We start from the raw sequence: 20406 nt of genomic DNA, 5'->3' as shown, positions 1-20406 counted from the left end.
GTACCTCGGCGGGGCCGGTCACCGGGGATCCGGTCGCACCGAACGCCGCCACAGCCGGGCCGCACCGAACGCCGCCAGCACGCCGATCGCCCCGGCTCCCGCGACGACGCCGTGCGGGGCCACGCGTTCGGCGGCCACGCCGGCCAGCGCCACGCCGAGCCCTTGCGACACCCGCAACGCCGTCAACGCGAACCCGAACGACTGGGCGCGCTGAGCCTCCGGCGTCAGCTGCACGAACGTCGTGTTCGCGATCAAGTTGTACGAACTGGCCACCCCGGACAGCGTGAACAGCGCCAACGTGGCCACCAGGTCCGGGTGCAGCGCGCAGCCCAGCAAAGCCGCGCAGGCCAGCACGGCGAGCGGCCCCAGCAACGGTCCCCGCCGCGCGGGCGGGATCCGCGACAACGCCGCCATGCCGAGCACGTTCCCCAGCGCGAACGCCCCGAGCAGCAGCCCGACCACGACCGCGCCGCCGCCGAGCTCGGCGGCGTACGGCGCGGCGATCGCCTCGCCCGCGATGTAGAGCCCCGACACGCACCCCAGCGCCACCAGGGCGAGCCGCCGCCGGTCGCCGGCCACCACCGTCCAGCCGGCCCGGACGTGCCGCCACCACCGGACGCCGGAGGTTTCCCGCGGCGGCCAGGCCTGCACTCCGGCGGCCAGGAACAGGGCGGACACCGCGAAGCTCGCCGCGTCCGCCAGCAGGGCGCCGCCGGTGCCGAGACCCGCCACGAGCAGCCCGCCGAGGGCGAACCCGGCGACCTGGCCCGCCTGGACCAGCATCATCAGCAGACCCATCCCGGGCACGAACGTCTCGCCCGGCAGCACCTGCGGCAGCAGCGCGGCCCGGGCCGAGTTCCACACCGGGTTGAACAGCTGGACGCCGACCAGCAGCGCCGCCACCACCGGCAGCGGCAGGCCCGGCGCCGCCATCACGGCCACCGCGAGCGCCCGCAGGACGTCGGCCAGGACCATCACCGTCCGCGGCGGGTACCGGTCGGCCAGCCCGGACAGCAGCGGCCCGCCGACGAGGTCCGGCAGGAACGTCAGCGCGTAGGTCAGCGCGGCCCAGCCCGGCGAGTTCGTGCGGTCGTACACCAGGATCGACAGCGCGACCCGCGCCAGCTGGTCACCGGTGACCGAGACCAGCTGGGCCGAGAACAGCGCCCGGAACTCGGTCACGGCGAGGACGTCCCGGAAGCCTGCCGCGCGCCCTGTCATGGGCACCCAGGGTACCGCCGTGGACGCCCAGCGTGAACGGCCGTTAGGAGGTCACTGTCCGTCGCCGCAGACGATTTTCGGCTGCGGGTTGTAGTGCACGGTCCGGGTCGACCGGCCGACTTCACGGCCGGTGGCGGCGTCCTTGAGCACGCGGGTGTTGCTGGTGGTGAATCCCGGCGCGCCGTTCGAGGCGTGGCAGTTCTCCGCCGGCCCCGGCTTGGGCTGCGGGTCGCTCGGGTTGGTCCGCTCGCCTTCGATCGACTCGACGGTGTAGCGCTTGGTGCCCCACAGCTTCACGGTGATCGACGACGGCGTCCAGATGGTCTGGATCGCGATGCCGGTCGGCGAGTCGTTGGTGAACTTGAGGTCGATCACGCTGGACCCGTTGGGGTTCTGGAACACCGTCGCCTCGCGCGCGGCGGGGTAGCGGCTGATGTAGTAGCTGTGCTCCTTGTGCCCCGCGTCCTTGAGGCCCGCGAAGTAGGACGCGTTGTACAGCGTGGTCGCGAACTGCGAAATGCCGCCGCCGACCTCGCGCCCCGGAGCGCCGTCCTTGATCACGCCCGCCTCGACGTAGCCCTGGGCCGTGCCGCGCGGGCCGGTGAAACCGTTGAGGCTGAAGGTTTCCCCGGGCTTGACGATGGCGCCGTTGACCTTCTGGGCGACGGTCCGGATGTTCACCCCGGAGTCGGCCGCGAACTTCTCGGTCGTGAACTCGCCGACGACTTCCTTGATGCCCAGCTGGTTCGCCTGCTCGGTGGTCACCTTCGCCGGGCTGTCCTTGTAGACGGCCGGGAGCTCGCGGCCGCCGGTCTTCTTGAGCACGTCGGGCAGCGGCTTGAGGCTGGGGTCCCAGTCGACGGTCCGGCCGTCGGTGGAGGGGTCGACCGCGGGCTTGCCGCCCTCGAAGACGACGGTCGCGTCCTTGCCCTCCTTCTCGGTGGACTTCAGCTGCGGCCCGGCGGCTTCGGCGATCTTCGCGTTGTCGATCTTCGGGGTCAGCCCGCCACCCTCGGCCGGTTCGAAGGTGATCGCCGCGGCGATCGCCTCCGGCTTCACGGTGGCGACCTTGCCTTCGCCCTTGATCAGCAGGGGGCCGGACACGGCGGGACGCGCGAACCCGTCGAGCGCCGCCTGGACGCCTTCGGCCGTGGTCCGCACCGGCGTGCTGGTCACGGGCAGCGCGAGGGTTTCCCCGCTCGCCCACTTCTCGACGACGGTGGCGGTCGCGGCCGGCACGTCGAGCTTCTGCCCGGTCTTCGGCGGCACGGCGACCGGCCGGGCGCCCTCGAACTTGACGGTGCCCTCGACCGGGTCGCGGTCGACCTGGCCGCGCAGCGTCTCCAGTGCGGCGGTGAGCTTCGCGTCGTCGGCGTGGGTGACGACGCCGACCTCGCGGCTGGAGAACAGCGACGAAAGGCGCGTGAACGGGTTCAGCGGCTGCTCGCCGGCCTGGTCGAGGGTCTGCGGCCAGTCGAGCTTCAGCCCGGCGAGCGTCGGCGCCAGCGTCCCCTGGTACTCGCCCGCGGTGACGGCGAGCGGGCGCGTCAGCCGCGGCTCGATCTTCCCGCGCAGTTCCTGCTCGGCCGCTTCGCGGCCCATCCCGCCGACGTCGACACCGGCGACGGTCACCCCGCGCGGGACGCTGCCCTGGCTGATCAGGAGGTCGATCCCGTAGACCGCGACGAGCACGCCGAACACCCCGCCCGCGATCAGGCCGGCCGTGCGGAAGGACCGCTTCGCGGCGGCGGGGCCGGGCTGCGGCTCGGGCCGGACGACCGGCAGGACGTCGGTCTGCTCACCGTGTGAGTCGGGCCAGTGCGGTTCGTACGGCAACTCTCCACCCCTTCAGCGCGGCACCGGGTTGCGACGGTGACGGGAACAGCGTACGGGGCACCCGGACAAGCCGTACGACTCGCCCTAACGGGGGATGAAACGGTCACGGATCAGCGTCAGCGCGCGTCCGGCTCCGGATTGTGGCCCGCCCGGGCGAGGAAATCGAAGTCGCAGCCTTCGTCCGCCTGCGTGATGTGTTCGCTGTAGAGCGCGCCGTAACCGCGTTCGAACCGGGGCGCCGGCGCGGTCCACCCGGCACGCCGCCGCTCGAGCTCCTCATCGGACACCTCGAGCCGCAGCGTCCGCGAAGGAACGTCCAAGGTGATCAGGTCGCCGTCGCGGACCAGGGCCAGCGGGCCGCCGACGTGCGACTCGGGGGCCACGTGCAGGACGCAGGCGCCGTAGCTCGTCCCGCTCATCCGCGCGTCGGAGATCCGGACCATGTCCCGGACACCCTGTTCGAGCAGGTGCGCGGGGATCGGCAGCATCCCGTACTCGGGCATGCCGGGGCCGCCGAGCGGGCCGGAGCCGCGCAGCACCAGCACCGAATCCGCGGTGATCGACGGGTCGTCGATCCGCTTCTTCAGGTCGGGGTAGTCCTCGAACACCACGGCCGGCCCGGTGTGCGTCAGCAGGTGCTTCTCGGCCGCGATGTGCTTGATGACCGCGCCCGACGGCGCCAGGTTCCCGTGCAGCACGGCGACCCCGCCTTCGGCGGCGACCGGGTTGTCCCGGGGCCGGATGACGTCGTCGTTGTGCACCTGAGCTTGCGCGAGGTTCTCGCCGAGGGTGCGGCCGGTGACGGTGAGCCGGTCGGGGTGCAGCAGGCCGGTCAGCCGCGACAGCAGCCCGGGCAGGCCGCCGGCGTAGTAGAAGTCCTCCATCAGCCAGTCGCCGCCGGGCCGGATGTTCGCCAGCACCGGCACGCGCCGGGCGATCGCGTCGAAGTCCGCGAGCGACACCGGGATCCCGCTGCGCCCGGCCATCGCGATCAGGTGGATCACGGCGTTGGTCGAGCCGCCCAGCGCGAGCACGGTGGTGATCGCGTCGGCGTACGCGCGCTTGTCCAGCACCTGGGTGATGGCCAGGTCTTCCCACACCATTCCGACGATCCGGGCGCCGCTCGCGGCGGCCATCCGGTGGTGCGCCGAATCGACGGCGGGGATCGACGCGGCGCCCGGCAGGGTCACGCCGAGCACTTCGGCGGCCGAGGTCATCGTCGACGCCGTCCCCATCGTCATGCAGTGCCCCGGTGAGCGGGCCAGCCCGCGCTCCAATTCGGACATCTCGGCGTCGCCGATCAGCCCGGCGCGCTTGTCGTCCCAGTACTTCCACATGTCGGTGCCGCTGCCGAGGACCTCGTTGCGCCAGTGCCCGCGCAGCATCGGCCCGGCCGGGACGAAGATGGCCGGCAGCCCCGCGCTGGCCGCGCCCATCAGCAGCGCCGGGGTGGTCTTGTCGCAGCCGCCCATCAGGACGGCGCCGTCGATCGGGTAGGACCGGAGGATCTCCTCGGTCTCCATGGCGAGCAGGTTGCGGTAGAGCATCGGGGTCGGCTTCTGGTAGGTCTCCGACAGCGTGGCGACGGGGAACTCCAGCGGGAAGCCGCCGGCCTGCCAGACACCCCGCTTGACCTGCTCGGCGCGTTCGCGCAGGTGCATGTGGCAGGGGTTGATGTCCGACCAGGTGTTGAGGATGCCGATGACCGGCTTGCCGAGGTGCTCTTCCGGGTTGTAGCCGAGCTGGCGGCTGCGGGCGCGGTGGCTGAAGTTGCGCAGTTCGTCGCCGCCGAACCACCGGTGGCTGCGGAGTTCCTCGGGTTTCTTCATGCGATCCAGTATGGCATCTGATATACGATCAGGGAGCCTGGTTGAATTGGGGTTCACAGATCGAGGGAGCGCGCCATGACCGGGACGTTCAGCCTGCCCGCCTCCCGGACCGAAGTGGTCCTGGAGGAGATCCGCCGCGGCATCCTGACCCGGGAACTCGTCCCCGGTCAACCGCTGGTCGAGGCGGAGCTGGCCGCACGGCTCGGCGTGTCGAAGACGCCGGTGCGCGAGGCGCTCAAGGTGCTGTCCAACTCCGGGCTGGTGACGTTCAGCCCGTACAAGGGCGCTTCGGTGATCACGGTCGACGCCGAGCTCGCGAAGTCCGTCTACGACGTGCGGATGGTGCTCGAACCCGAGGCGGTCCGGCGGACCGTCGGGCGGCACGACCCCGAGCTGCTGGAAGACGCGGCGGAGGCGCTGAAGGAGGCGTCGACGGCGATCGCGGACAAGGACCAGGCCGCGCTGAGCCTGCTGAACCGCCGCTTCCACCGCGCCCTCTACCGCGGCTGCGGCAACCCGCTGCTGGTCAGCATCCTCGACGACCTCAAGGACCGCGCGGCGCTGATCAGCGTCGTCGGCTGGGAGGCCAACCCCAGCTGGAAGAAGGAGTGGACCGAGCACCGGGCGGTGCTGGCCGCGGCGAAGAAGGGGGACGCCGAGGGCGCGGCCGCCCTGCTGCGCGACCACATCGGCGGGTTCCTCGAACGGGTCCTGAAGGCCATCGGATGAGGCTGCTGCTCATCTCGGACACCCACCTGCCGGCCCGCGCCCGCGAGCTGCCGCCGCAGGTGTGGGCCGAGGTGGCGGCCGCCGACGTCGTCGTGCACGCGGGCGACTGGGTCGACGTCGCCCTGCTGGACGAGCTCGAGGAGCGCAGCAAGCGGCTGATCGGCGTGTACGGCAACAACGACGGCCCGGCGCTGCGGGCGCGGCTGCCGGAGATCGCGCGGGCGGAACTCGACGGCGTCCGCTTGGCGGTGATCCACGAGACCGGCGCGAAGCAGGGCCGCGAGCAGCGGTGCGACGCGCGGTTCCCGGACACCGACGTGCTGGTCTTCGGGCACAGCCACATCCCGTGGGACACGGTGGCGCCGTCCGGGCTGCGCCTGCTCAACCCGGGCTCGCCGACGGACCGCCGCCGCCAGCCGTACTGCACGTACCAGACCTGCCGCGTCGAAAACGGGGCGCTGACCGGCGTCGAGCTGCATCAACTGCCCCGGAGGGGGTAGACAGGTCCCATGGATCCGGCATGGGCGTTGCGGGAGATCGCGTTCCAGCTCGAACGCGCGGGGGAACCGACCTACCGCGTCCGGGCGTTCCGGAACGCCGCGGCGACGGTCGACAAGACCGGCGCCGAGAAGCTGGCGCAGCTGGCGGAGAACGGCACGCTGACGTCGTTGCCGGGGATCGGCAAGGCCACCGCGGGGGTCATCGAGGACGTGCTGGCCGGTCGTGACCCGGCCTACCGGGGGAAGCTCGTCGAGAAGGAGCTGCCGGACGGCGAGCCGCTGCGCTCGGCGTTGCGCGGCGACTGCCACACCCACTCGGACTGGTCGGACGGCGGCAGTTCGATCGGCGAGATGGCGGTGGCGGGCCGGGACGTCGGTCACGAGTGGATGGTGCTGACCGACCACTCGCCGCGGCTGACCGTGGCGAACGGGTTGTCCCCGGACCGGCTCCGGACGCAGATGCAGATCGTGGCGAAGGCCAACGAGCTGATGGCGCCGTTCCGCCTGCTGCACGGCATCGAGGTCGACATCCTCGACGACGGTTCGCTCGACCAGGAGGAAGAACTGCTGGGGGAGCTGGACTTCGTGGTGGCGAGCGTGCACTCGAAGCTGCGGATGCCCGCGCGGGACATGACCCGCCGGATGGTGGCCGCGGTCCGCAACCCGCACGTGCGGGTGCTGGGCCACTGCACGGGCCGGCTGGTGGTCGGCCGCGGGCGCCCGGAATCGGAGTTCGACGCCGAGGCGGTGTTCACGGCGTGCCGGGAAAACGGGGTGGCGGTGGAGATCAATTCCCGCCCGGAGCGCCTGGACCCCCCGATGCGGTTGCTGCGCCTGGCCGCGGAAATCGGCTGCGACTTCACGATCGACAGCGACGCGCACGCACCCGGGCAGCTGGATTGGCTGGGTTATGGATGCGAGCGCGCGATCAAGGCGGGAATCGGGCCGGAGCGCATCCTGAACACCCGCACGGCGGATGCGCTCCTGACCCGATAGCCCGGCTCAGTTGATCGTGTACGAGTCCCCGTACACCTTCCACTTCAGCGGGGTGTGCAGGTCGAAGTTGCCCTCGCTCAGGAACTTCGCCTGCTCGGTGTCGACGCGCGAGGTGTCCGCGTGCGCCTCTTCCTGCTTCATGATCACCTTGCGGGCGGCGAAGAACGCCTTGAGGTACGTCGCTTCGTCGCCGCCCTGGGCCGGGGTCTTCGCCTTCTTCATCGCGGCCTTGCGGATGCCGCCGAAGCTGTCGGAGCTGTCGCCGGGGCCGTGCATCACGATGGCGTCGTAGTAGGCGAACTGGCCGAGGTTGCTCAGGCCGTCCGACTTGCCCTGGTTCACCGACGGGTTGAAGTAGACGCGGTCGCGCTCGTTGTTCTGCGCGGTCTGGAACGCCGTCGTCGCCGCGGCCTGCTTCCACGCGCTTTCGAACGCCGAGCCGAGCCCGGCGTGCGAGTCCGTGCCGTTCACCTTGCGCAGCGCGGGAAGGTACTTCGCCAGCGGGTTGTCCGGGACGGAGTTCGTGTACGCCTCGACGAGTTCCAGCATGTCGCCGGTGCCCGAACAGAACCCGATGATGCCCGCGGTGTAGCCGCGGCCGTCGCCGATGTCTTCGATGTACTTGTACTGCGCCTTCCAGTCCAGCGACGAGTTTTCCGCGCTGGACACCAGCTTCATCGCGATTTCCTTCTTGGCCGGGGCCGAGAGGTCACCGGTGGCGAGCACGGACGCGCTGGTCGCCGCCAGTGGCGCGGGTGCGGCGGAGGAGAGGGCCGGCGTGGTGATCACGAGGGCGGCGACGGAGGCCGCGCCGAGCGTGCCGACGAGGACCGGCCGCAACTTCTTGCTCATGAGGAGGGGACCCTTCCGCGGGATGCGCCGTGGGAGTACGGCGGTTACGGGTGTGTGGGTGGAGCTGCGGCGTAACGACACGGTAGCGAAGGGTCAGCAGGCTCCACAAGAGGCGGAATTCGTTCATGTTCGTGAACGGTCCAGACCACTTCGGCAGGGTCCGGAAAGGACGGTCAGCGCACTCCGGCGAAGAGGCGGATGACGTCCGGCAGCACGGTCACCGGGATCGTCGGGTCGATCGCGCGCTGGACGCCGAGCCCGATGCCCAGGCTGAGCAACGCCGTCGCGGCGTCGTCGGCCGACATCGGGAGGGTGATCCCGAACCGCTCGGCGTACCCGGTGAGCAGGCCGGCGATGGTGTCGCGGATGGCCTTGTCCCGCGCGGCCAGCTCGGCGCGCACGTGCGGGTCGCGCCGAGCGTTCGTGGCGAATTCGACTTCTAGGGCCGTCCAGGCCTCGTCGCCGATGCTGCGCTCGGCCCAGGTCTGGAACGCCGCCAGCAGCCCTTCCACCCCTTCGGCGCCGGCCAGCGCCTCGGCGATCAGGGCGACCTGCTCGTCGTGGATCCGGTCGAGCACGGTGAGGCAGAGCTCGTCCTTGTTGCGGAAGTTCGAGTACACCGCGCCCTTCGAATACCCGGCCTCGTCGGCGACCTTCTCCAGCGACGTCACCGAGTAGCCGTCGCGCAGGAAGAGCAGCTTGGCCGTCTCGACCAGCTGCTCGCGGGTGCGCGCCTGGCTTTCCGCGCGGGTGAGTCGGGCCATGCGGGCACTCTAGCGAACCGTGGAATTGGGGTACCGGTGGTTTTCGGATACTGCTAGTCTCCGAAAATGGAACAACGCGACTTCGCGGTCCTCGTCGTCGGTGCCGGGGCATCGGGGCTGGGCGCCGCCATCCGCCTTTCCCAGGCCGGCGTCGGCGACCTCGCCGTGCTGGAGAAGGCCGGCGCCCTCGGCGGGACGTGGCGCGACAACACCTACCCCGGCTGCGCCTGCGACGTCCCGTCCGCGCTGTACTCCTACTCCTTCGCGCCCAATCCGGAGTGGACGCGCGCGTTCGCCGGCCAGGCCGAGATCCGGGCCTACCTGCAGGACACGGCCGCGCGCTTCGGCGTCACGGAGAAGATCCGCTACGGCGTCGAGGTGACGCGCGCGCAGTGGAACGACCGCGACGCGCGCTGGGAGCTGGAGACGTCACAGGGTCCGTACACCGCGCGGATCCTGATCGCCGGCACCGGTCCCTGGCACGAACCGCTGATCCCGGAGCTGCCGGGCCTCGCCGGGTTCCCCGGCGAGGTCTTCCACTCCGCGCGCTGGAACCACGGCTACGACCTGACGGGCAAGCGGGTCGCGGTGATCGGCACCGGCGCGTCCGCGGTCCAGTTCGTCCCCGAGATCGTGCCCCGGGTGGGGCGGCTGCACCTGTTCCAGCGCACCGCGCAGTGGGTCCTGCCGAAGCCGGATCACCCCGTCCCGGCGGCCGAGCGGTTCCTCCTTCGGCGGTTCCCGGCCCTCCAGCGGGCCCTGCGCGCCGCCGAGTACGGCCTGATGGAGACGCTCGGCTTCGGCTTCCGGCACCCGTGGCTGCTGCGGCAGGTGCAGAAGATCGGGCTCGCGCACCTGCGCCGGTCCGTGCGGGATCCCGCGCTGCGTCAGGCACTCACGCCGGACTACACGCTCGGCTGCAAGCGCCTGCTCATGTCCAACACGTACTACCGCGCGCTGACGCAGTCCACTGTGGAGGTCCACCCGACCGCGGTGCGGTCCATCGCCGGCAGCCGCGTTTTCGGCGCGGACGGTTCGGTCGCCGAGGTCGACGCGATCATCTTCGGCACCGGCTTCCACATCCTCGACATGCCGGTGTCTTCGCGGGTGTTCGACGCCGGCGGCCGGAGCCTGGACGACCACTGGAAGGGCAGCCCGCAGGCGTACGCGGGGACGACGGTGGCCGGGTTCCCGAACCTGTACCTGCTGCTCGGCCCGAGTCTCGGCACCGGGCACTCGTCGGCGTTCACGATCGTCGAGGCCCAGCTGCGGCACACGGTGGCGGCGGTGACCCGGACGCTGCGGTCGGCGGGGACGTCGCTGTCGGTCCGCCCGGAGGTGCAGGCGGCGTTCGACGCGGACGTCCAGGCGGCCCTGCCGGGCACGGTCTACCAGTCCGGCGGCTGCACCAGCTACTACACCGACGTCAACGGGCGCAACAGCTTCAGCTGGCCGTTCTCCACGGGACGGTTGCGGTCGCGGGTGGGTTCGTTCGACGAGCGGGACTACGAGCTCGGTCAGTCCCACTCCCAGCACATCCCGTAAACCCCCGGCCGGGCGTCCAGCACCGCGATGTGGCTGGTGCCGCTCGGCCCCACCGGCAGTTCCGGCCGCGCCGCCGCCTCGCCGGCGTACCGGTAGCACCGCACCGGCACCGCCGCCGGGTCGAAGCACGCCTGCAGCACGATCTGCCGGGCCGGTGCCCGCACGCCGAACTGCAGGTAGCTCGTCTCCGGCGGGGTCCCGTCGTAGGCGAACTCGAAGTCGAACACGTACGTCTCGCCCGCCCGCAGCGGGTAGTCGAACCGCAGCTCCACGGCCAGCAGTTCGGACTCCGCGTCCCGGCGGACCCGGCCCGGGCGGCAGCAGTGCGCCGAGCGCAGCACCGGCTGGTGGCCGCCGCCGGTCTGGGGCCGGAAGAACGACACCCACCGGTCGACGCCGTCCGTGCGGCTGGTCACCACCAGTTCCGTGTGGACCGACCGCTCGGTTCGGTCCGGGCCCAGGACCGCCCGCTGGTGCACCGACACCAGCGCCAGCCGGGCGTTGCCGTCGAGGTCGATGCCTTCGCAGGCGGCCAGGTCCGCCGGCTCGCCGCCGAGCGCGCTGGCCAGGCTGACCCCGCCCGGCCACGGCTCCGTGCGGCGGACCCGCGGCCGCGCCGCCAGGCTGGTCAGCGCGTCCGCCGGCAGGCCGAGGCAGCTTTCGGCGACGCCGACCGCGTGCAGTGAGCGGTGGCCCTCCGGGTGACGGCGGCCCCGGCGCCAGTAGCTGAGCGTGGCCAGGCTGACCTGGGCGCCCCGGATCGCCATCCGTCGCTGCAGGGCCTCCAGGCTCAGGCCGCGCTGCCGGATCGCCAGGTCGAAGGCCTCGGCGAACGGGACCGACGCGGCGACCTCCGCGGAAAACGCCTCCATCCGGGTAAGCATGAATACCGGACGCGGGCGGCGCAACGAGGGCCTGCCACCAAAGTAGGTGGCAGGCCCCGCCGGGTCAGCTCAACGTGAGCCCGGTGTCGTCGACGGCGAAGGACGTCTGCAGTGACTGGTCCTCCGTCCCGGCGAACTTCAGCGTCACCGTCTGGCCCGCGTAAGCGGACAGGTCGAGTGTCTTCTGGACGTAGGCCGAGTTGCGGTCGAGGTTCGAGTACGTGGCCAGCGTCGTCGAACCGGCCGAGACGACCAGCTTGTCGTAGGCGACGTTCTCGGTCTCCGCCGTCCACACGCGCAGCCAGAACGTCAGGCTCGCCTTGCAGCCGGCGGGGATGGTGACCGGCTGCGTGAGCGTGTCCGTGTGCGCCGAGCCCCAGCCGCCGAGCCAGGAGTCGTGGGTACCCGAGCGTGCCGGCGCCTGGCTGCCCCACTGGCCGATGGTGGTGTTCGGGTCGGACCAGGACACCTGGCCGGATTCGAAGCCCGGGTTCTGCACCAGCTGCCCGCCGCACCCGCCCGGAGGCGTGGTGGACGTCGGCGGCGTGGTCGGAGTGGTGGGCGTGGTCGGTGTGGTCGTCGGCGTCCCCGTGCACGTCGGGTCGCCGGACTGCGCCGGGACGCTCACCGCGTTCCACGCCGCCTTCACGGCGTCGAACTCGGCGCAGCTGCCCGGGTAGAGGTTCTTCGCCGCCTGCAGTGTCCACGTCCGGTAACGCAGGTAGCTGCTGCCGGAGGTCTTCAGCTGCACGGCGCCGTGCATGATGTTGATCGCCTTGCGGATGCCGATCCCGGTCACCGTGCTGCCGTTGCACGTCGAACTCGTGGGCTGCCCGTTCGCCGGGTTGCTGCCCTCGGCGAGCAGGTAGAACCAGTGGTCGCCGGGCCCGGCCGCCTTGTGCACCTCCGCGTTCGGCGTCGAGGTGGAGTAGCAGCCCGGGTCGCCGACCTTCGACGGGTCGTACATGTACCGGATCGCGCCGGTGCCGACCAGGTTGACCTCCTCGCCGATCGCGTAGTCCGGCGGGTCGTACTGGGCCGGCTCGTTCGCGTAGAACTCCGTCGCCGTGCCGAACGTGTCCGCGATGAACTCCTGCGTGCCGCCGCCGGAGAACCCGCCGGACCCGGAGTAGTCGTCGACGCCGTGGCCCATTTCGTGGCCGAGGATGTCCAGCGAACCGACCCATTCACCGCTCGGGTTGTGGCCGAGGTTCACGTACGCCGGGCGCGAGTTGTAGTAGTAGGCGTTTTCGTCGTCGAGCCCGACGCGGATCTTCCACGCACCGCCGTCGCCGGTGAAGCCGTTGCGGCCCACCCATTCCGAGAGCATCTTCTTCTCGGTCTGGGCGACGAAGAGCGCGTCCGCGCAGCCGGTTTCGATGTTCGTCCCGGTGCCGTTGCCCCAGCTGTCGTCCGGTCCGGTCAGGACGGAGTCGCTGCTGTAGTTGCGGCAGTCGAGGTTCGGCGTGTTCGGGTCGGCCATCGCATACGTGCTGCCGGACTTCGTCGTGTTCAGCGGCAGCGGCGCCGGGCCGTTCCACTTGCCCGTGCCGGTACCCGCGGCGAGGTGCTGGACGGTCCGCAGCACGTGCCCGTCCACGGCGTCGACGTAGACGCTCAGGCTGCTCGGCTCGCCGTGGGAGTCGGTGCCTTCGACGTTGCTCTCGTAGGCGAGCCGCCCGGCGCCGTCGGCCACCACGACGAGCCGGCCGCCCGGCAGGCTCCTCGGCCCGCTGACCTCCTTGCGCGCCACGGCGTCCGCCTGCGCCGCCGACAGCTTCGCGCCGTGGGCGTCGAGGTCGCCGAGCGCCTGCTGCTGCGCGACGGAGGTGGTCTTCACCGTGCCGGCGGCGTCGGTGGCGATGACCAGGTCGCCGCCGATCACCGGCAGGCCGTCGTAGGTGCGGTCGTAGACGACGTAGGACAGCCCGGCCGCCGACCGGACGGCCCGCTGGACGAACCGGTCGTGCTTCCCGGCGTGGAGGGCGGCGGGCCGGGCGCCGACCAGGTTCGCGGCGGCGTCGGTGGCGTTGGCCTGGGCCTGCGCGGCGGACGGCGGGGGCTCGGGGGCGGGCCGGGCGGGTGCGGCGACGGCGATGCCGACCACCACCATGCCCGCCGCCGTCGCCCCGCCGAGCGCGGCGAACCGTTGGGGCAATCTCATGACGCTCCTTGGGAAAACGCGATGGGGGAAGGGAGAACCCGATCGACGCTAACCGCGGCCCCGGAGCGGCAGAAGTTCCATCACAGCAGCGGAATTTCACGCTGCCGCACTGTGAAAGCGTGAAAAGCCTTGTGAGTGGTAAGGCGGGTTCTAACCCGCTTTACCACTCACGAGGGTGGTGAAGCGGATGCCCGCCTTGGTGAGCCGGTCCACGAGCGCCCCGCCCATCGCGGTCGCCGTGGTCACCTGGCCCGCCGTCTCCGGGAGGTCGTCGGTCGCCAGGCACAGGGCCGACTCCGCCAGCATCTTCGCCGTCTCGTCGTAGCCCGGGTCGCCGCCCGACACCTCCGTCACCACCCGCGTGCCGCCGCCCTCGCCGAGGAACCGCACCGAAAACCACGACCGCGCGCGCCGCTCGGGACTCGGCCCGTTGCCGGGCGCCAGCAGCCGCGACAGCGCCCGCCGGGCCGGCGGGACCTGCGCCGCGGCGAGCAGGGCGCCCGCCCCGGCCACGCCACCGGCCAGCACCGGCAGGTGCTTCACCGCGGCGAAGTGCCGGTAGGTGAAGTCCGGCCCGTAGCGCTCGGACGCGGCCGCCGACCGGCGGACGACGTCGGGGTCGATCGTCGGCAGCGGCACCGCCCACCAGCCCGGATCGGCGACCCGGTGCGGGCGTCCGAGCGGGGCGCGGGCGAAGCGGCCGGCGGGCCGGGGCTCGGCGGCCGCGCGTTCCTTCGCGACGCGGGCGCCGGCCGGCAGGCGGGACATGATGGTCAGCGCGCTGAGGAACGTGCCGCCCGAGGGCATCCCGCCGGCCTGGACGTAGCCGTCGATCGTCAGCGGCACGCCTTCGGGCAGCTGCTGCACGGTGAACCACGCGCCGAGGTCGTGCGGGATCGAGTCGAACCCGCAGGCGTGCACCAGCCGCGCGCCGGTCTCGCGGGCGCGCCGGTCGTGCGCCAGGTACATCCGGTCGACGAACTCGGGTTCGCCGGTCAGGTCGACGTAGTCGGTGCCGGCCTCGGCGCACGCCGCCACCAGCGGCTCCCCGTGCGCCAGGTACGGGCCGACGGTCGTGATCACCACCTTCGTGGCCTCCGCGACGGCCACCAGGGAAGCCCGGTCGCCGGAGTCGGCGACGAGCAGGTCGAGTGCGCCGAACCGGTCGTCGATCTCCGCGAGCCGCGTCCGGACCGCCTCGAGCTTGCCGCGGTTGCGCCCGGCCAGCGCCCAGCGCAGGTCCGCCGGCGCGTGGCGGGCCAGGTACTCGGCGGTCAAGCCGCCGGTGAACCCGGTGGCGCCGAACAGGACCACGTCGTACGCGCGCATGGCAGCTCCTTCGAAGGGACGTCGGCGGGGCTCAGGTTACCCGCCGGTCAGTTCCCGGCGCCGGGTGAACTACCGGCGAGTACAGTGCCCCCTCGAACGCGAGGAGGCAACCGGTGACCGAACGCTTCGGCAGCTACCAGAACGAGATCTACCTGCAGGGACTCGGTGGGCAGCTGCCGCCGTGCTCGACCGACGCGACGAAGCTCGAAGCGTCGGCCCGCGCGGTCATGGCGCCCGGGCCGTTCTCCTACGTCGCGGGCGCGGCGGGCTCCGGCGCGACCGCCCGCGCCAACCGCGAGGCGTTCGACCGCTGGCGCGTGGTGCCCCGGATGCTGACCGGCGCCACCGACCGCGACCTGGCCACGACGGTGCTCGGCAGCCGGCTGCCGGCGCCGGTGGCCGTCGCCCCGGTCGGCGTCCAGTCGATCGTCCACCCGGACGCCGAGTCCGCGACCGCCCGCGCCGCCGCGTCGGTCGGGCTCCCGTTCATCCTGTCCACGGCGTCCTCGACCGGCATCGAAGACGTCGCGGCGGCCAACGGCGGCGGCCCGCGGTGGTTCCAGCTGTACTGGCCGGGCGACAACGACGTCTGCGCGAGCCTGCTGACACGGGCGAAGAACGCCGGCTACACCGCGCTGGTCGTCACCCTCGACACGTGGACGCTCGCCTGGCGACCGTCCGATCTGGACCAGGCGTACCTGCCGTTCCTGAAGGGGGAGGGCTGCGCGGTCCCGTTCACCGACCCGGTGTTCCGCGGCCTGCTGGAGAAGACGCCGGAAGACGACCCGAACATGGCGATCCTGCGCTGGATCGGCATGCTCACCGGCACCGACCGGACGTGGGACCAGCTGCCGTTCCTGCGCGAGCACTGGGACGGCCCGATCGTGCTCAAGGGCATCCAGCACGTCGCCGACGCGCGCCGCGCGGCCGAGGCCGGCGTGGACGGCATCGTGGTGTCGAACCACGGCGGCCGCCAGGTCGACGGCGCGATCGGTGCTCTGGAGGCCCTCCCGGGCATCGTCGCGGCGGTCGGCGACCGCATGGAGGTGCTGTTCGACTCGGGCGTCCGCACCGGCTCCGACGTCCTCAAGGCGCTGGCGCTGGGCGCGCGGGCGGTCCTGGTCGGCCGCCCGTGGGTGTACGGCCTGGCCCACGCGGGCGAGGACGGCGTGCGTCACGTCCTGCGCAGCCTGCTGGCGGACTTCGACCTGACCATGGGGTTGTCCGGTCACCGCACCCTCGCCGACCTGGGCCCGGACTCGCTGCAGCGGACATGAGGTAACAAATCGGGAACTCCGGCGACAGCGGGCGCCAGGATCGCTACGGTTCTGCTTCGCCACGGCCGCTCGGGGACGGACCGGTGGTTCCATCGTTCCTTTCACCAGGGGGTTTCCCATGTCTTCGATCATGATGCGGATCGGCGTCCTGTGTGCCGTGCTCGGGTTCGGCACCCTCGTTCTCGAGCAGTTCGACTACGAATTCCGGATCCTGTCCTGGGCCACCGACATGCAGCCGGTGTTCGGCATCGTCCTCGGCGTGGCCGGCCTCGCGCTGATCGGTGGCTCGGTGGCGTTGAACCGCGCCAAGAGCGCGCCGCAGCAGCAGGCGCCGGTCCAGCCGCCGCAGCAGCCCGGCCAGCCCGGCTGACGTGCTCCGAAGGCCCCCTCGCCGCCGGTGAGGGGGCCTTCGGCGTGCGCCCGGTCACGCGGCGGGGATATTCGGAAGCCCGGTTCGTCACCCACGGCTATCCTTGGACCGAGAATGTCCGAGCCATCCCCCTTCCACGCGCTGCGAGCGCGCCTGCCCGAGCTGATGCCGCGCGACGAGCAGCGGCTGCGCCGCCGGCTCGAGGGCGCCCGCAAAGCCCGTGACCGTGACACCGCCCTCGCGCGGATCGCCGCCGACGTCGACGCCGCCGAGCTGCGCGTCCAGTCGCGGCGCGAGAGCGTGCCCAAGATCGAGTACCCCGCAGAGCTGCCGGTCAGCAAGCTCAAGGACGAGATCGCCGCCGCCATCGAGCAGCACCAGGTGGTGATCGTCGCGGGCGAGACCGGTTCGGGCAAGACCACCCAGCTGCCGAAGATCTGCCTGGAGCTCGGGCGCGGCATCCGCGGCCAGATCGGGCACACGCAGCCGCGGCGGCTGGCCGCGCGCACGGTCGCCGACCGGATCGCGAGCGAACTGAAGACCGAGCTCGGCGAGACCGTCGGCTACAAGGTGCGGTTCACCGACCAGTCCGGGCAGGACACGCTGGTCAAGCTGATGACCGACGGCATCCTGCTGGCCGAGATCCAGACCGACCGCTCGCTGCGCCAGTACGACACGCTGATCATCGACGAGGCCCACGAGCGCAGCCTCAACATCGACTTCATCCTCGGCTACCTCAAGCAGCTGCTGCCGCGCCGCCCCGACCTCAAGGTGATCATCACCTCGGCGACGATCGACCCGGAACGGTTCTCGAAGCACTTCGACGACGCGCCGATCGTCGAGGTCTCCGGCCGCACGTACCCGGTCGAGGTGCGCTACCGGCCGCTCGTCGACCCGGACGACCCTTCCGAAGACGCTGGAGCCGCCGACGAGCGCGACCAGACCCAGGGCATCCTCGACGCCGTCGAGGAGCTGTGCGCCGAAGGCCCCGGCGACATCCTGGTGTTCCTGTCCGGCGAGCGCGAGATCCGCGACACCGCGGACGTGCTGAACCGGGCGAACCTGCGCAACACCGAGGTGCTGCCGCTGTACGCGCGGCTGTCGTCGGCCGAGCAGCAGCGCATCTTCCAGTCCCACACCGGGCGCCGGGTCGTGCTCGCGACCAACGTCGCCGAGACGTCGCTGACCGTGCCGGGCATCAAGTACGTCGTCGACCCGGGCACCGCGCGGATCTCCCGCTACAGCCACCGCACGAAGGTGCAGCGGCTGCCGATCGAACCGGTGTCGCAGGCGTCGGCGAACCAGCGCAAGGGCCGCTGCGGCCGGACGTCGGACGGCATCTGCATCCGGCTCTACTCCGAGGCGGACTTCGAGGCGCGGCCCGAGTTCACCGATCCGGAGATCCTGCGGACCAACCTCGCCTCGGTCATCCTGCAGATGACGTCGCTGGGCCTCGGCGACATCGCGGCGTTCCCGTTCGTCGAGCCGCCGGACCGCCGCCAGGTCGCCGACGGCGTCGGTCTGCTGCAGGAGCTGGGCGCGTTCGCGCCGGGCGGTTCCGGGTCCGACCGCAGCCTGACCGACATCGGCCGCAAGCTCGCGCAGCTGCCCGTCGACCCGCGGATGGGCCGGATGGTCCTGGAGGCGGCGCGGAACGGCTGCGTCCGCGAAGTGATGATCATCGCCGCGGCACTGTCCATCCAGGACCCGCGCGAGCGGCCGGCCGAAAAGCAGCAGGCCGCCGACGCCCAGCACGCGCGGTTCGCCGATCCGACGTCGGACTTCCTGGCCTACCTGAACCTCTGGGAGTACGTCGCCGAGCAGCAGAAGGCGTTGTCCGGCAACCAGTTCCGGCGCATGTGCCGCACCGGGTACCTGAACTACCTGCGGCTGCGCGAGTGGCAGGACATCTTCAGCCAGCTGCGTCAGCTGGCCAAGCCGCTCGGCATCTCGCTGAACACGAACACGGCCCCGGCCGACCCGCAGCGCGTGCACACGTCGCTGATCGCCGGGCTGCTCTCGCACATCGGGCTCAAGGACCCGGCGAAGGGCGACTACCTGGGGGCGCGCGGCGCCCGGTTCGGCATCTTCCCGGGGTCGGCGCTGTTCAAGAAGCAGCCGCGCTGGGTGATGTCGGCGGAGCTGGTCGAGACGTCGCGGCTGTGGGCGCGGGTAAACGCGCGCATCGAACCCGAGTGGGTCGAGCCGCTGGCCGGGCACGTCGTCAAGCGGTCCTATTCCGAGCCGCACTGGGAACGCAAGCAGGGCGCGGTGATGGCGACCGAGAAGGTGACGCTCTACGGCGTCCCGCTGATCGCCGACCGCCGCGTCAACTACGGCCGGATCGACCCGGAGCTGTCGCGGGCGCTGTTCATCCGGCACGCGCTGGTCGAAGGCGACTGGCAGACGCGGCACCACTTCTTCGCCGAGAACCGGGCGCTGCTGGAGGAGGTCGAAGACCTCGAGAACCGCGCCCGCCGGCGCGACATCCTGGTCGACGACCAGACGCTGTACGAGTTCTACGACGCGCGGGTCCCGGCGGACGTCGTGTCGGTGCGCCACTTCGACAGCTGGTGGAAGAAGGCCCGGCACACCGAACCCGACCTGCTGTCGTTCGAGAAGTCCATGCTCATCAACGAGTCCGCCGGCGGCGTCCGCGAGGGCGACTACCCGGACTCGTGGACGCAGGGCACCCAGGTCTTCAAGCTGACCTACCAGTTCGAGCCGGGCGCGGACGCCGACGGCGTCACCGTGCACATCCCGCTGCCGGTGCTCAACCAGGTGACGCCGGACGGCTTCGACTGGCAGGTGCCGGGCCTGCGCGCGGAACTGGTCACCCAGCTGATCAAGTCGCTGCCGAAGGCCTTGCGCCGCAACTTCGTCCCGGCCCCGGACACGGCCCGCGATGTCCTTTCGCGAGTGTCCCCTTCGGACGGTCCCCTGCTCGAGGTGCTCGGCCGCGAGCTGCGGGCCCTGCGCGGGATCACCGTGCCGTATGCGGACTGGGACCTGGCTTCGGTACCGGAGCACCTGAAGATGACGTTCCGGGTGGTCGACGAGCGCGGTCGCCGCGTGGCCGAGGGCAAGGACGTGGCGGAGTTGCAGCGCCGGCTCGCCCCGAAGGTCCGCGAGACGATCTCCAAGGCGGCCAACACCCTGGAGAAGGCGGGCTTGACGAAGCCGTCGTTCGGTTCGTTGCCGCCGGTGTTCTCTTCGCGCCAGCGCGGGCACGACGTCAAGGCGTACCCGGCGCTGGTGGACGAGGGCGCGACGGTGGCGGTGCGGCTGCTGGACACGCCGGCCCAGCAGGAACACGCGATGTGGGCGGGCACCCGGCGGATGCTGCGGCTGAACCTGAGCTCGCCGATGAAGTTCATCACGCGGTCGCTGTCCAACTCGTCGAAGCTGGTGCTCAACCGGAACCCCCACGGCAGCGTGGCGGCGCTGCTCGAGGACTGCGTCGACTGCGCGGTGGACGCCCTGATGGCCGCGGGCGGCGGTCCGGCGTTCGACGAGACGGGCTTCAAGGTGCTGCTGGAGAAGGTCCGGGCGGGCCTGCACCCGGAAGTGCTGGCGGTGCTGACCGAGGTGGAGAAGATCCTCCGCGCGGCGAACGACGTCGAGGTGCAGTGGGCGTCGTCGCGGGGGCCGGCGGAGTCGCTGGCGGACATCCGGGCACAGCTGGCTGCGCTGGTGTACCCGGGTTTCGTGACGGAGACCGGTGCTTCGCGACTGCGTCACGTCCTGCGGTACCTGCAAGGAATTTCCCGGCGGCTGGAGAAGCTGGGTTCGGAGCCCACCCGCGACCTGCAGCGCACGGCGGACATCGCGTGGATTACCCGCGAGTACGCCGACGCGCTGGCTTCGCTGCCGCCGGGAACGTCGTCGCCGGCGTTGCGCGAGGTGCGGTGGATGATCGAGGAACTGCGGGTCTCGTTTTTCGCCCAGACGCTGGGGACGGCGCATCCGGTGTCGTTGAAGCGGATCACGAAGGCCCTGGACGACGCCCTGGCGTGACGCCGGGAATGTCCGGCTCCCCACTTCCGTCGGTTGACCGCGTCCCCCGGCGGGTCAAGCCTGGGTCGGCTGGAGACCTTCCTGGGAAAGGAC

At 71.5% G+C, this 20406-nt stretch carries 15 protein-coding genes; 7 read left to right on the top strand and 8 right to left on the bottom strand.

The genetic code is table 11. The features are described from left to right. Window positions 1-18: 18 nt before the first annotated feature. The 3 genes from C2L58_RS11715 to araD form a co-directional block, all read right to left on the bottom strand. Entirely contained in the window at window positions 19-1221 is a 1203-nt protein-coding gene (locus tag C2L58_RS11715; protein ID WP_103337593.1) for an MFS transporter, read from the bottom strand. 51 nt (window positions 1222-1272) lie between these two features. Then, a complete protein-coding gene (locus C2L58_RS11710; RefSeq protein WP_103337592.1) occupies window positions 1273-3057 on the bottom strand; it encodes a VanW family protein in 1785 nt (594 codons plus the stop codon). Between the two features lie 116 nt (window positions 3058-3173). After that, window positions 3174-4886: an L-arabinonate dehydratase gene (araD, locus tag C2L58_RS11705; protein ID WP_103337591.1), complete on the bottom strand. Its 1713-nt coding sequence runs from the start codon at window positions 4884-4886 to the stop codon at window positions 3174-3176. Window positions 4887-4961: 75 nt separating this feature from the next. Here araD and C2L58_RS11700 point away from each other — a divergent pair, with 75 nt between their 5' ends. Genes C2L58_RS11700 through C2L58_RS11690 form a run of 3 tightly spaced genes read left to right on the top strand, consistent with a single transcriptional unit; the run spans window position 4962 to window position 7111 of the window. Next, complete coding sequence (locus C2L58_RS11700) at window positions 4962-5615, top strand: GntR family transcriptional regulator (RefSeq protein ID WP_103337590.1); 654 nt, start codon at window positions 4962-4964, stop codon at window positions 5613-5615. Continuing rightward, window positions 5612-6115, top strand: coding sequence for a metallophosphoesterase family protein (locus tag C2L58_RS11695; RefSeq protein WP_103337589.1), 504 nt, complete (start codon window positions 5612-5614; stop codon window positions 6113-6115). The genes C2L58_RS11700 and C2L58_RS11695 overlap by 4 nt, the downstream gene beginning before the upstream one ends. Before the next feature lie 9 nt (window positions 6116-6124). Continuing rightward, the gene (locus C2L58_RS11690; RefSeq protein ID WP_103337588.1) at window positions 6125-7111 is read left to right on the top strand and encodes a PHP domain-containing protein; all 987 of its coding nucleotides are present in this window, start codon (window positions 6125-6127) and stop codon (window positions 7109-7111) included. Between the two features lie 6 nt (window positions 7112-7117). Here C2L58_RS11690 and C2L58_RS11685 read toward each other — a convergent pair whose 3' ends face one another. Together C2L58_RS11685 and C2L58_RS11680 are read right to left on the bottom strand one after the other, a co-directional pair. Beyond that, entirely contained in the window at window positions 7118-7963 is an 846-nt protein-coding gene (locus C2L58_RS11685; RefSeq protein WP_103337587.1) for a chitosanase, read from the bottom strand. 173 nt (window positions 7964-8136) lie between these two features. Beyond that, window positions 8137-8727, bottom strand: coding sequence for a TetR/AcrR family transcriptional regulator (locus C2L58_RS11680; RefSeq protein ID WP_103337586.1), 591 nt, complete (start codon window positions 8725-8727; stop codon window positions 8137-8139). A gap of 66 nt (window positions 8728-8793) precedes the next feature. On the opposite strand from C2L58_RS11680, the gene C2L58_RS11675 reads away from it, so the two are divergent. Further along, window positions 8794-10272 carry a flavin-containing monooxygenase gene (locus C2L58_RS11675; RefSeq protein WP_103337585.1) on the top strand — a complete coding sequence of 493 codons (1479 nt, stop codon included), beginning with the start codon at window positions 8794-8796 and terminating at the stop codon, window positions 10270-10272. Here C2L58_RS11675 and C2L58_RS11670 read toward each other — a convergent pair. From C2L58_RS11670 to C2L58_RS11660, 3 genes are all read right to left on the bottom strand, one after another. After that, on the bottom strand, window positions 10245-11144 hold the full coding sequence (locus C2L58_RS11670; protein ID WP_103337584.1) for a hypothetical protein: 900 nt from the start codon (window positions 11142-11144) through the stop codon (window positions 10245-10247). The genes C2L58_RS11675 and C2L58_RS11670 overlap by 28 nt on opposite strands. Before the next feature lie 76 nt (window positions 11145-11220). Next, window positions 11221-13320 (bottom strand): M4 family metallopeptidase, encoded by a 2100-nt coding sequence (locus C2L58_RS11665; RefSeq protein WP_103337583.1) that lies wholly within the window; start codon window positions 13318-13320, stop codon window positions 11221-11223. Window positions 13321-13470: 150 nt separating this feature from the next. Then, entirely contained in the window at window positions 13471-14649 is a 1179-nt protein-coding gene (locus tag C2L58_RS11660; RefSeq protein WP_103337582.1) for a saccharopine dehydrogenase family protein, read from the bottom strand. A 113-nt stretch (window positions 14650-14762) separates the two neighbouring features. Between C2L58_RS11660 and C2L58_RS11655 the strand changes: the two genes are divergently transcribed. The 3 genes from C2L58_RS11655 (at window position 14763) to hrpA (ending at window position 20313) form a co-directional block, all read left to right on the top strand. Next, window positions 14763-15926, top strand: a complete 1164-nt coding sequence (locus C2L58_RS11655) for a lactate 2-monooxygenase (protein WP_103337581.1) — start codon at window positions 14763-14765, stop codon at window positions 15924-15926. A gap of 118 nt (window positions 15927-16044) precedes the next feature. Continuing rightward, on the top strand, window positions 16045-16296 hold the full coding sequence (locus C2L58_RS11650; protein WP_103337580.1) for a hypothetical protein: 252 nt from the start codon (window positions 16045-16047) through the stop codon (window positions 16294-16296). 165 nt (window positions 16297-16461) lie between these two features. Further along, window positions 16462-20313, top strand: coding sequence for an ATP-dependent RNA helicase HrpA (gene hrpA / locus C2L58_RS11645; RefSeq protein WP_441296302.1), 3852 nt, complete (start codon window positions 16462-16464; stop codon window positions 20311-20313). Window positions 20314-20406: the final 93 nt, after the last annotated feature.

It is taken from the genome of Amycolatopsis sp. CA-126428 (assembly GCF_002904335.1).
In the GTDB taxonomy this organism is placed as follows: Bacteria; Actinomycetota; Actinomycetes; order Mycobacteriales; family Pseudonocardiaceae; genus Amycolatopsis.
The sequence above is the reverse complement of the archived record's forward strand: the minus strand, read 5'-3'. Positions and strand labels throughout refer to the sequence as shown.